The organism is Dyella telluris (genome assembly GCF_014297575.1).
Classification (GTDB): Bacteria; Pseudomonadota; Gammaproteobacteria; order Xanthomonadales; family Rhodanobacteraceae; genus Dyella; species Dyella telluris.
In genome coordinates, this window is record NZ_CP060412.1 from 3342862 (window position 1) to 3354650 (window position 11789).

The following is an 11789-nucleotide window of genomic DNA, read 5'->3' on the forward strand; positions in this document are numbered from 1 at the left end:
GACTTACTGCTTGAGCGACGGGCTCACGGTGAAGGCGCAGCCGGTCTTGGTTTTCACGTCGTCCAGCGTCACGCCGTCGTGCAGTTCGATCAGCGTCAGGCCCTTGCCCTTCTCCACCGAGAACACGCACAGGTCGGTGATGATCAGGTCCACGCATTCCTTGCCGGTGATGGGCAGGTCGCATGCGTTCTTGATCTTGGGCGAGCCGTCCTTCGCGGTGTGCTCCATCAGCACCACCACGCGCTTCACGCCGCTGACCAGGTCCATCGCGCCGCCGGGGCCCTTGACCATCTTGCCCGGCACCATCCAGTTGGCGATATCGCCGGTGCAGGACACTTCCAGGCCCCCGAGAATGGACAGGTCCACATGGCCGCCGCGGATCATCGCGAACGACTCCGCGCTGGAGAAGAAACTCGAGCCTGGCTGCTCGGTGATGGTCTGCTTGCCGGCGTTGATCAGGTCCGGATCAACGTGCGCATCGTCCGGGAACGGGCCGATGCCGAGCAGGCCGTTTTCCGACTGCAGGGTGACGTCCATGCCGGGCGGGATGAAGTTGGCCACCAGCGTCGGGATGCCGATGCCAAGGTTCACGTAGAAACCGTCCTGCAGTTCCTTGGCGGCGCGCTGGGCCATGGCCGAGCGGATCGGGCTTTCCTTGCCGGTGTTGGCGCCGGCCACGGTGCGGAACTCGATGCGCTTTTCGTACGACGGGCCCTGGATCACGCGGTCGACGTAGATGCCGGGCACGTGGATGCCATCGGGATCCAGCGCGCCCACCTCCACCAGTTCTTCCACCTCGGCCACGCAGACCTTGCCGCAGGTGGCGATCATCGGGTTGAAGTTGCGCGCGGTCTTGCGGAACACCAGGTTGCCCAGGCGATCACCCTTCCAGGCCTTCACGATGGAAACGTCCGCGTGGATGGCTTCCTCCAGCACATATTCCTTGCCGTTGAAGACCTTGGTTTCCTTGCCTTCGGCCAGCTTGGTGCCGAAGGCAGTGCGGGTATAGAAGCCCGGGATGCCCGCGCCGCCGGCGCGCAGCTTCTCGGCCAGCGTGCCCTGCGGCACCAGGTGCAGCTCCAGCTCGCCCGCGAGCACCTGGCGCTCGAATTCCTTGTTCTCGCCCACGTAGGAGGCGTAGACGCGCTTGACCTGGCGGGTCTTGAGCAGCGGACCCATGCCGAAGTCGTCCACGCCGGCGTTGTTGCCCACGATGGTGAGGCCCTTGGTGCCGGCGGCGAGCAGCGCCGCGATCAGGTTCTCGGGAATGCCGCAGAGGCCGAAGCCGCCGGCGGCGATGGTCATGTCGTCGAACAGCAGGCCGTCGAGAGCTTGCGCCGCGCTTGCATAAACCTTGTCCATGGGAATGCCTTATTGCTGGAGAGAGCCAGCTGCCAAGGATACGACGGATTGGTGGCTGCCCACGCGGTACGAAGGTCGGGGTGGCAGGGCGTGGCCCTGCGTCGAGGGGCTCCAGGTCGCTGGAGGGCGGTCAACGGCCAGGTTTCACGGCCCGTGCGGACACCATCCGGGTGAGCATGTAAGAACGGCTGGCTATACTCCCCGCCAATGTTGAGGGGAGTACCGTCCGTGAAGTCCAGCCGTCTTGTCGCCGCCATTGCGGCGCTGGGGATTGCGTCCATGAGCCACGCCGCTTCGCCGGTGCTGGTGATCCATGGCGGTGCCGGCGTCATCAAGCGGGAGATGAGCCCGGCCAGGGAAAAGGCGGTGCGCGCGGCGCTCACGCAGGCCCTGCAGAACGGCTATGCGCAGCTCAAGGCCGGCAAGACGGCGGTGGATGCGGTGTCAGCCGCCATCACCGTGCTGGAGGACGATCCCAACTTCAACGCCGGCAAGGGGTCGGTGTTCACGCATGACGGCAAGAACGAAATGGATGCCGCCATCATGAACGGTTTCACGCTGGAGGCCGGTTCCGTTGCCGGTGTGCATCGCGTGAAGAATCCCATCGTGCTGGCACGCGCGGTGATGGAGAAATCGCAGCACGTCATGCTGGTGGGCGAGGGTGCCGAAGAATTTGCGAAGCAGGCGGGCATCACCCTGGTCGATCCGTCGTACTTCCGGACCGAAGAGCGCTGGCAACAGCTGCAGAAGGCGTTGAAGGAAGACGAGAACAACGAAAAGCATTCCGATGTCGAAACCGCCAAGCACTTCGGCACCGTGGGTGCGGTGGCGCTCGACGCGCAAGGGCATCTGGCGGCGGGCACCTCGACCGGTGGCATGACCGACAAGCGCTGGGGCCGGGTGGGCGACTCTCCCATCATCGGTGCGGGGACTTACGCGGACTCCGGTTGCGCGGTGTCCGGCACGGGGTGGGGTGAGTTCTACATGCGTACGGTGGCCGCCCATGCGATCTGCATGCGCGTGACCCAGATGCGCGTGCCGCTGCGTCGCGCGGCGGCCGAAGTGATCAACCAGGAAATCCCGTCGATGGGAGGCAATGGCGGGGCCATTGCACTGGATGCAAACGGCACGGTGGCCATGCCCTTCAACACGGACGGCATGTACCGTGGCTGGATCGGTGCCGACGGCGTGCCGCACGTGGCACTCTATGGCGACGAGGATGACGGCACCGCCGATCCCTTGCCGCAGGGCGGCGAACCCGGCCAGTCCTGAGCTGACGCGCCGCGCCAGGTTTGGACCCGCGGGGGCCGCAGGTCATCAACCAGGTTTTGACAATCCTGGGCACATCATCGGCCCAACGGCGACTGTTCGGCCGCCCAGGCGCCTTTTCGGCAGGGATAGGCACGCTTTCGGCAGGAAGGTGGCGCGCTAAGCTGCCTGAAAGAAAGCCCGTCGCAGGCTTCGACGCACGTTCTGAATCAGGCATCGCAGATCGCGGATGGCACGATGAATGCGTGAATTTCGTGAGCCTCGCGAAGGGAAGTCTTTGTATCGTGTTTCGCAGGTGGATGACTGACGTTGTCTTGGGCCGTGGGCTCCAGGTAAATCCCACGGTCTATGTCCAACTGCCAGCCGACAGCTCATGTGGGATCGGATACGTTCAAGGCGCGAAGTAGCGCCAGGGAGATCAGGGAAGATCGTCAGCTAAATGTAATTTCAGGAGTCCTAGGGGGAGGGCGAATGAATAGCGACGGTTTCCGCTTCAGGGGCGTGTCCCGCCCGCGGTCTTCGACGGCATCGCCGCTGGCGGTGCATGCTGCATCTGCGCGCGGTTTCACGCTGATCGAACTCATGGTCGTGGTGGCGGTGATCGCCATCCTGGCCTCGCTGGCGCTGGCCAGTTATCGCAGGCATGTGCTGCACGCCAATCGCAATGCCGCCGAGAGCGTCATGCTTGGCATCGCGTCGGCCGAGGAACGTTACCTTGTCGACAACCGGGCTTATGTGGCCACCGCGTCATCGGTGGGCTATGCCGCCGGCACGCTGCCGTCCAACTACAACTTCGGGATCACGGTGGGTACCACCCCCCCGACATACACCATTACCGCGACGGCGGTCTCGACCAGTGGCCAGGCTAATGACACGGGCTGCACCACGCTGACAGTGGACAACACCGGTGCCAAGACGCCAAGTCCCACGACTTCCCCATGCTGGCAGTGAGTGCCACACCATGCGCTCTCAACGCGGATACACCCTGGTCGAACTGAGCATCACCGCGGCGGTGCTGGTCACGCTGCTGGTGATCGCCGTGCCGAACTTTTCCAGCATGCTGCGTGGCCAGCAGATCAGGAACGCCGCGCTGGACGTGGCGTCCACCATTACGTATGCGCGCAGCGAGGCGGTCAAGCGCAACACGCTGGTGAACGTAACGGCCGCCACGGCGGGATGGAAAGGAGGCTGGGCGGTTGCGCCGGCGTCCGCGTCAACCATTCGCAGCCATGACGCTTTCAGCGGCATCGCCATTACGGAAGCAAACGGCAACACCCAGTTCCAGTTTGGCGGCAACGGTCGGATGCAGCAGCCGTTGAACCTGAAGTTCACCGTTGCGCCGGCGACATCCACCGCGCACGTGCAATCGCTGTGCATCAGCGTCGGGACCACGGGCCGGGCGTTGACCACGACGGGAGCCTGCTCATGAAGGATCAACGGGGCATCATGCTGATCGAGGTGCTGGTGTCGATGTTCATCGCGGCGATTGCCCTGCTGGGCACGATCGCGCTGTCCATGAATTCGTCGCGCAGCCAGATGGAGTCCTATCAGCGTGTGCAGGCGCTGACGTTGGTGCAGGACATGGTGTCGCGCATCAATGCGAATCGACAGGTGGCGGCCTGTTATTCCAATGGAGCCACCGGCACGGTGACCAATACCACGCTGCCGACGTGTTCCACCTCGATTGTGTCGGGCAGCACCACGCAGCAACAGTCGACGGCCAACGCCGATCTCACCGCATGGCAGAGCGAGTTGCAGGGTGCGGCCGAGGTCAACGGTGGCGTGAAGGCCGGCGCCATGATCGGCGCCATCGGGTGCATCACCCAGACGGATGCCGTCAACAATGTGTACAGCGTTACGGTGGCCTGGCAGGGGCTGTCGTCCACCGTGGTGAACAGCTACCTCACCTGCGGCTCGGGGAGCTTTGGCGCCAGCGATGCGCTCAGGCGCGCCGTCACGGTCCAGGTGCGCATCGGGAACCTCAGCTCATGACCCGCAGGCCTGACATCTTCCGTCCATCGCGCCGGGTATGCGGTACGACGCCGCTGTCGCAGCGAGGCCTGTCGCTGATCGAGTTGATGGTCGCCATGGCCATCGGCCTGGTCATGCTGGCGACGCTGGCATCCTTGTATGCATCCAACAGCAAGACGCACAACGAGTTCAGCAAGACCTCCGCGCAGGTGGAGAACGGTCGCTTCGCGATCCAGTCCATCGAGCAGGATGTCGCCCAGTCCGGCTTCTACGGGCGTGCAAGCCTGGTCGCGTCATCGCCAAGCTATATCGACCCGGACCCTTGCGCCACCGCGAAGACCTTGTTGGGATTCAGCGCGTCGCCCACGCTGACCTTGCCCAATGGCGTGGTGGGCATGGTCTACGGAGCGGCGGTGCCCTCGTGCCTCAGCAGCTACAACGTGGCGCCGAATTCCGAAATCCTCATCGTGCGTTATGCATCGGGGGATGCGTCGGCAAGTGTCGATACCACCAATTATTTTCTGCAGCTGTCGCAGTGCAGCCAGGACCTGGCGCCGCTGGCGTTCGACACGGCAGCCAGTGCCTTCACGCTGCAGACGCTGGCCTGCAACGGCACCAAGGCCGAGATCCGCAAGTACGTGGAACGCATCTACTTCCTTTCTACCTGCGATACCTGCACACCCAACAGCGACAACATCCCCACGTTGAAGGTGGCCGAACTGAGCAATGGGGCGCTGGTCGTGTCATCGCTGGTGCAGGGCATCCAGGATATCCATTACAGCTACGGCATCGATCGTGACCAGAACGGTTCGCCCGATTGCTACGTGGACGATCCGACGATCGACAACACGGCGAACTGCGGCACGATCTCCCCGACGTACAGCTGGGTCAACCCGGTCACCAACTGGTACAACGTGACCGCCGTGCGCGTGAGCGTGCTGGCCCGGAACGTGGATCCCACGGTGGGGTGGACCGATACGCGCAGCTACAGCATCGGCCGTACCGTGGTCGATGGCGGCGCGGTGGCCGACGGCCCGTACAACGATACCTACAAGCGTCATGTCTACACCACGCTTGCGCGCGTGTGGAACACCGGTGGCCTGCGGGAGATGCAGTGATGAAACGATCAACCTCCGCGCGACGCGGTCAGCGCGGCTTTACGCTGATCACCACGCTGATCTTCCTGCTGATCTTCATGGTGTCGGCTGTTTCGATGGTTGGCGTCAGCATGGTCGACGTCAAGGTGGCCAGTAATCAGCAGTTCCAGCTTGAAGCGCATACCGCGGCCCAGCAGGGCATCGAGTATGTAGTGAGCCAGCCCTTCACGCAGACCCTGATCACGACCACCACCAGTGTGCCTGTGCCGCTGTACAGCAGTAGCGCAACCTATACCGCGCAGGTGTTGGCGCCCGTCTGCGAGGCGGTGACGCCGGCGATCATTCCGTCGCCGCCCACCACGCCCCAGGACCAGGCATGCGCGGGTAGCAGCGGGTATTCCACCAGTGGGCTCATCAACTCAGGCCCCACCACCAGTGCCACGTGCTCGGACACGCAGTGGGACGTGCAGTCCACCGTGAATGACGCCACCTTCTCGGCAACCTCCGTTGTGCTTCATCAGGGCATTTCGGCGCGCATGTACACCATACCCGCCAGAGCCGTATGCAAATGAACCCCTCGTCTTCATTCCGGGATCGTGCCATGCGCCTGAATCGCCACCTGCTTCGTTTCATGCCCGTTGCCTTGCTTGCCGCAGCGGCAGGCGTGCTGTCGCCTTCGGCAGTTGCGGAAGACATCGACATCTACGCGCCTGCGCTCAATCAGCAGCCGGGTGGTGCGCCGAATGTGGTCATTTCGCTGGATACGTCGGACGCGTGGAACGGTGGCGTGTCCTTCACGTGTCCGCTGGTCAACGGAGTGAACCCCAACGCCACCAACAAGAAGGCGGCGTCGGTCTCGGGTTTCGTCCAGTGCGCGCTGTATCAGGCGGTTTACAGCCTTGGCCAGAATCCTTCGCTGGCGGGCAACATCGATATCGGCATGATGCGTTACAACATCGCGCCCAATGATGGCCTTGCCAATACGGGAGCGAAATTCTCCGGCTCGGGCGGTTCGTTCAAGTTTCCTTCCACGATTGGCTCGAAGAACACGCAGGGCCCCGCACCGCAGCCCTTGCCGGTGATCGGTGGGGCGACCGGATCGGCCGGCGCCACCAATCTGACCAATCTGCTGGGCACCATCCAGGGGCTGGATTCCACCGCTGACGGCGCCAACAACCAGAACGCCGGCACGGCCTTCCAGGAAGTGTGGGCTTACTACGCGGCCAAGGTGGGTCTTTCCAACGAGAACTACTCGTCGCTCACCAACTCGAACTATTGCCGCAGGAATTACCAGATCTTCGTTGCCGGTGCCTTCACCAACACCAAGGCGGGCGCCAACGTTGACTGGGCCACCCCGCTGCAGGCGGCGGGCGCCACGACGGCGCAGCAGCAGATCGTCACCATTCCCCCGCCGTACAACAAGTATCAGGGGCAAGGCGGCGACCCGGAGTGGGCACGCTTCATGTACCAGACGGACCTGTCCAACGGACTGGATCCCAGCGGCATCGAGAACATCATCACCTACACCATCGTGGTGACGGACGGCAGCAACCCGGATCTCGTCCAGTACCTCACGACGACGGCGGCCAATGGCGGGGGCAAGGCGTTTGTTGTCAACGTGAATGACGTCAGCGCGGTGAATGAACTGGTCACCGCGTTCTCCACCATCTTCAACGAAGTGGAAGCCGTGAATAGCGTGTTTTCATCGGTGAGCTTGCCGCTGAGCGCGAACAACGAAGGCACGTACAACAACCAGTTCTTCTACGGCATGTTTCGCCCGGAGAGCAGTTTCCTGCCGCGGTGGTGGGGCAACCTCAAGCAATACCAGGCCGGTTATGTCAGCGGCACGCTGGTGCTTACCGATGCCAATGGCCAGTCGGCGGTGAACTCAACCACCGGCTTCATCACGCCCGGGGCCGTGAGCTTCTGGACCACGACGACGAACAAGGTCGGAACGGCGCAATGGCCCGCGACGGGGTATTGGTACAACACCTATCTCACCAAGAACAAAAATTTTGGTTCGGGCGCCACGACCGACGCCTTCGACTCGCCCGATGGCTCGCTGGTGGAGAAGGGCGCCGCGGCGGAAGTGCTGCGCGGCGTGAACCTGGCCAGTGACGTGCGCACGGTTTACACCTGTGCCAACAGTGGTGGCGGATGCACGGCCAACATGGGTCCGGATCTTTTCGCCACAACCAACAGCACGCTGGCGGCGAGTGCGACGTTCACCACGAGCACCAGCACGGTGCCCACCACCACCACGCTGATCAACTGGGTGCGCGGACAAGACCTGGCCGGCAATGAAACCGAGCCGGGTCCGTACGGACTCAATCCCATGACGGCGCCATCTCCCGCGTTGCCAATCGGTGCCACATCCACGGCCCGCCCGTCCATTCACGGCGACGTGCTGCATTCGCAGCCGGCGGTGATCAACTATGGGGGCAACGTTGTCGTGTTCTATGGCTCCAATGACGGCATGTTCCATGCGGTCAACGGCAACCAGACCGGCAATATCACCAGTGGCACGACCACGGTGCCGCCGGGCGGCGAGTTGTGGTCGTTCGTGGCGCCGGAGTTTTTCCCCAAGCTGGTGCGTCTGTACAACAACAGCCCGGTGGCCAAGTTCGGCGCCAATCCTCCGACCGGTTCCATCGCGAAGGATTACTTCATGGACGGTTCCCCGGCAACGTTCCAGGACAACCGCCCGGCCAGCACCACCTATGGCAAGAAGTACATCTATCTGACGCCGAGGCGCGGCGGTTCGTTCATCTATGCCTTTGACGTCACCGACCCGGTCAATCCCACGTTCCTCTGGGAAAAGACCCTGGCCACTCTGCCTGAACTGGGCCAGGCCTGGTCGCGGCCCGTGGTGGCAATGGCGGCCGGCCTGAAGATCAGCGGCACGGCAACCGATCACCCGGTGCTGGTCATGGGCGGTGGTTATGACCCTGCTGAAGATATCGACCCCTATGTGGGGCCAGATACCCATGGACGTAGCATCTTCGTGCTTGACGCCGTTACGGGGGATACCGTCTGGGTGGCGCAGCCGTCGTGCGCTAACGCACCAACGAATGCCTCGGGCAGAGCGGTGACCTGCGTGGCGGTATCGGGCATGCAGTACGCCATTCCGTCGCAGCTGACCTTGCTGGATCGCAATGGCGATGGTTACATCGACCGCATTTACGCCCCGGACCAGGGGGGCAACATCTGGCGTGTGGATCTACCCACCAGCGGTGTATCCGCCTGGTCGGTGTCGAAGCTGGCCAGCCTCGGTGGCACCGGTAACAACGCGCGCAAGTTCTTCTATCCGGTCGATGTGGTGACCACCTCGTCGTATGACGTGGTGACCGCATCGTCGGGCGATCGCGAGCACCCGCTCTACTCGGCGGCCACGGGCTCGGCCACGCAGGTGCAGAACGCGTTCTTCTCCATTTATGACCCGAACGTCGGTACGTCCGTACCTTCAGGCTGGACGCCGATCACGGAGAACAACCTCACCCTGACGTTTACCAGCGGCAGTGCACCGGTCGCGTATAACCAGTCCACGGCCAAATCCACGTCGGGTGGTGTCAGCCAGGGCTTCTTCGTCAACTACCAGCCGGGCGAGAAGGGCGTGAACGCGCCGACCATCGTGGCCGGTTACGCGTACTTCGGTACCAACACGCCGACCAACCCCAGCTCCGCACCGGTATGCACGGCCAACCTTGGCATCGCCCGCGGTTATGCCATCAACGTATTCACCGGCCTGGGCATGAACGGCAACGGCTTCGTGACCTTCGGCGGTGGCGGCATGCCGCCCACGCCGGTGTTCGGCTTTGTGCAGATCGGCTCGGGCGTGGTCGCGGTGTTGACGGGTGGCGGCAACCAGCAGGGATCAGGCGGCGGTGCGGCGGGCGCGTCCTCGGACATCGACGTAACCCAGGTGTCGCCGCCGGCCCTGCACACCCGCAAGCGAACCTACTGGTACAAGGAAGGCGTGAAGTAATCGCGGCCTGATCCTTGCGATGTCCTGAAACAGAAAAGGCCCGCCGTGATGGCGGGCCTTTTCGTTCGAGGGGGCGTGCATGCCGCGCGGAGGCAGCGGGCGAGCCTCACTCCTCGTGATCGGGACGCTCGCGCACCGGATGCTTGCTCAGCTTGCGCTGCAGCGTGCGGCGGTGCATGCCCAGGCGACGCGCGGTTTCCGAAATATTGCCGTCGCACTCGGTGAGCACGCGCTGGATGTGTTCCCACTCCAGCCGGCGCAGGGCGAGCGGGGCTTCCGGCGCGTCGATCACGTCGTCTTCGCCCACGGCGGTGTCGCCGTCGAGCAGGGCGCGCACCACGGCATCGGCGTCGACGGGCTTGGCCAGATAATCGTGGGCGCCACGCTTGATGGCTTCCACGGCGGTGGCGATGGAGGCATAGCCGGTCAACAGCAGCACGCGGATTTCGGGCACCAGAGCCTGCAGTTCCGGAATCAGGCGCAGGCCGTTCTCTTCGCCCAGCTTCAGGTCGAGCACGCAGTAGCGGGGCTGGTGGCGGCGCGTAAGCGCACGGGCTTCGTCCGCATTGCTGGCGGTGATGACGTCGAAACCGCGCGAACTCATGGCGCGTGCCAGCACGCGGGCAAAAGTGGCGTCGTCATCGATAATGAGTAGTTGCTGGTCGCTCATGGTGTTCTCCTCGGCGTCGTGCCGATGTAGGCATTTTCGCCGCTGCGACAACGCATGCCCATGTGGCCATGCGCCGCAGTGATTATGACGCGGCGATCACGGCCAGCGGCAAGCGCAGCCGCATCTGGGCACCGTGACCGGTGTTGAGTGCGATCAGCTCGCCGGCCAGCCGCTCTGCCGTGGCCTCGGCAAGGGCCAGCCCGATACCCAGGCCGGTCTGCTTGTGGGAGCGGCCAAGTTCAGACAGTTCCCCGGTGGGGTCGGCAAAGCCGGGGCCGTGATCGGCGACGATCAGCTCCAGCCAGCCGCCGTCCCGCCGTACGGTCAGGGCTACCGCCTGGGACTGGTTCAGCGCCGAGGCGTCGGCCGCGTTGTTCAGCAGGTTGAGCAGGGCATGGCGCAGGCCTGGTGGCGTACGCAGCACGGTACGGGCGGCTTCCTGGTCGAGCGCGAGTGCCAGGTCGGCTTCCGGACGCAGCAGCTGGAAGCGCTCAAGACACCCGTGGATGAAGCTGTCCACGGTGAGTTGTTCGGGCTCCTGCGACAGCTGCGCCTTGCCGAACGCCACCATCTCGCGAAGGATGGTGCGGCAGCGGTCGACCTGGCCCTCGAGCAGTTCCAGATCCTCGGCGAGTGCGGTGTCGCCGGCATGTTCGCGGCGCAGCTCAGGCAGCAGGGTGCGCATGGTGGACAGTGGCGTGTTCAGCTCATGGGCGGCGCCGGCGGCCTGCGTGGCAATGGCCAGAATGCCTTCATCGCGCAAGGCGCGTTCGCGAACACGCTGCATCTCCATCTGCTGCAGGCGCACGGCACGCGCCAGCCGGTTGATGAAGAAGCCCAGCAGCACCGCCATGATCACGAAGTTCACGCCCATGCCGAGCACGTGCAGCGAGAACTCCGCGGTGGAATGCATCGGCACCGGCAGCGGCACGTACCAGAACAGCAGCACCATGTAGGCCGCACCCACTAGCGCCGCCACGGCGAGCACGGCGTTGACGGTCAGGGCCGCCGCGCTCAGTGCGATGGGGATCAGCAGCAGCGTGATGAACGGGTTGCTGGCACCGCCAGTGAAATGCAGCAGGTAGCCGAGCACCAGCGTATCCACGCCGACGTGCAGGATGGTTTCCCACTGACGGATGGGCCAGGGCTGGGTGAGGCGCCAGGCCGCAAACACGGCAAACACCGCGAGCAGGCCGATGCCCACCATCAGCGGCAGCAGCGGGATGTCCATGTGCATCCACAGCGCACACACGAGCACGGCGGTGCTCTGGCCGGCGATGGCGCAGATGCGCAGCCAGGCAAGGCTGCGGAACAGGGTGCGGGGGCCGATGCGTTGCTGGGTGGAAGGGCGTTTCATGACGGGGATACTAGCCGGTTTGCGCCATGGCCCTGCCTGCAGGGCAGGGCGGTGCGTCACTTTGCACCGGGCCGTTGG

At 64.0% G+C, this 11789-nt stretch carries 10 protein-coding genes; 7 read left to right on the forward strand and 3 right to left on the reverse strand.

Annotated elements, in window-relative coordinates; genetic code table 11:
- Positions 1–3: 3 nt before the first annotated feature.
- A complete protein-coding gene (locus H8F01_RS14645) occupies positions 4–1362 on the reverse strand; it encodes a 3-oxoacid CoA-transferase (protein ID WP_187055824.1) in 1359 nt (452 codons plus the stop codon).
- A gap of 279 nt (positions 1363–1641) precedes the next feature.
- Here H8F01_RS14645 and H8F01_RS14650 point away from each other — a divergent pair, with 279 nt between their 5' ends.
- From H8F01_RS14650 to H8F01_RS14680, 7 genes are all read left to right on the forward strand, one after another.
- Entirely contained in the window at positions 1642–2634 is a 993-nt protein-coding gene (locus tag H8F01_RS14650; RefSeq protein ID WP_187059306.1) for an isoaspartyl peptidase/L-asparaginase family protein, read from the forward strand.
- A 468-nt stretch (positions 2635–3102) separates the two neighbouring features.
- Positions 3103–3582 carry a type IV pilin protein gene (locus H8F01_RS21965; RefSeq protein ID WP_187055825.1) on the forward strand — a complete coding sequence of 160 codons (480 nt, stop codon included), beginning with the start codon at positions 3103–3105 and terminating at the stop codon, positions 3580–3582.
- Between the two features lie 10 nt (positions 3583–3592).
- Positions 3593–4060 carry a GspH/FimT family pseudopilin gene (locus H8F01_RS14660; RefSeq protein WP_187055826.1) on the forward strand — a complete coding sequence of 156 codons (468 nt, stop codon included), beginning with the start codon at positions 3593–3595 and terminating at the stop codon, positions 4058–4060.
- Complete coding sequence (gene pilV / locus H8F01_RS14665; RefSeq protein ID WP_187055827.1) at positions 4057–4623, forward strand: type IV pilus modification protein PilV; 567 nt, start codon at positions 4057–4059, stop codon at positions 4621–4623. The genes H8F01_RS14660 and pilV overlap by 4 nt, the downstream gene beginning before the upstream one ends.
- Positions 4620–5720 (forward strand): PilW family protein, encoded by a 1101-nt coding sequence (locus tag H8F01_RS14670; protein ID WP_187055828.1) that lies wholly within the window; start codon positions 4620–4622, stop codon positions 5718–5720. Before pilV ends, H8F01_RS14670 begins: the two co-directional genes overlap by 4 nt.
- Positions 5720–6271, forward strand: coding sequence for a pilus assembly PilX family protein (locus tag H8F01_RS14675; RefSeq protein ID WP_187055829.1), 552 nt, complete (start codon positions 5720–5722; stop codon positions 6269–6271). Before H8F01_RS14670 ends, H8F01_RS14675 begins: the two co-directional genes overlap by 1 nt.
- A 29-nt stretch (positions 6272–6300) precedes the next feature.
- On the forward strand, positions 6301–9684 hold the full coding sequence (locus tag H8F01_RS14680; RefSeq protein ID WP_222615669.1) for a pilus assembly protein: 3384 nt from the start codon (positions 6301–6303) through the stop codon (positions 9682–9684).
- A gap of 106 nt (positions 9685–9790) precedes the next feature.
- Here H8F01_RS14680 and H8F01_RS14685 read toward each other — a convergent pair whose 3' ends face one another.
- Together H8F01_RS14685 and H8F01_RS14690 are read right to left on the reverse strand one after the other, a co-directional pair.
- Positions 9791–10354 (reverse strand): response regulator transcription factor, encoded by a 564-nt coding sequence (locus H8F01_RS14685; protein ID WP_187055830.1) that lies wholly within the window; start codon positions 10352–10354, stop codon positions 9791–9793.
- An 82-nt stretch (positions 10355–10436) separates the two neighbouring features.
- Positions 10437–11711 (reverse strand): ATP-binding protein, encoded by a 1275-nt coding sequence (locus H8F01_RS14690; RefSeq protein ID WP_187055831.1) that lies wholly within the window; start codon positions 11709–11711, stop codon positions 10437–10439.
- Positions 11712–11789 lie beyond the last annotated feature (78 nt).

Bases quoted from the DNA above. Each gene is read 5' to 3' on its own strand.
- H8F01_RS14645 (WP_187055824.1), bottom strand. From the start codon at position 1,362: ATGGACAAGGTTTATGCAAGCGCGGCGCAAGCTCTCGACGGCCTGCTG.
- H8F01_RS14650 (WP_187059306.1), top strand. From the start codon at position 1,642: ATGAGCCACGCCGCTTCGCCGGTGCTGGTGATCCATGGCGGTGCCGGC.
- H8F01_RS21965 (WP_187055825.1), top strand. From the start codon at position 3,103: ATGAATAGCGACGGTTTCCGCTTCAGGGGCGTGTCCCGCCCGCGGTCT.
- H8F01_RS14660 (WP_187055826.1), top strand. From the start codon at position 3,593: ATGCGCTCTCAACGCGGATACACCCTGGTCGAACTGAGCATCACCGCG.
- pilV (WP_187055827.1), top strand. From the start codon at position 4,057: ATGAAGGATCAACGGGGCATCATGCTGATCGAGGTGCTGGTGTCGATG.
- H8F01_RS14670 (WP_187055828.1), top strand. From the start codon at position 4,620: ATGACCCGCAGGCCTGACATCTTCCGTCCATCGCGCCGGGTATGCGGT.
- H8F01_RS14675 (WP_187055829.1), top strand. From the start codon at position 5,720: ATGAAACGATCAACCTCCGCGCGACGCGGTCAGCGCGGCTTTACGCTG.
- H8F01_RS14680 (WP_222615669.1), top strand. From the start codon at position 6,301: ATGCGCCTGAATCGCCACCTGCTTCGTTTCATGCCCGTTGCCTTGCTT.
- H8F01_RS14685 (WP_187055830.1), bottom strand. From the start codon at position 10,354: ATGAGCGACCAGCAACTACTCATTATCGATGACGACGCCACTTTTGCC.
- H8F01_RS14690 (WP_187055831.1), bottom strand. From the start codon at position 11,711: ATGAAACGCCCTTCCACCCAGCAACGCATCGGCCCCCGCACCCTGTTC.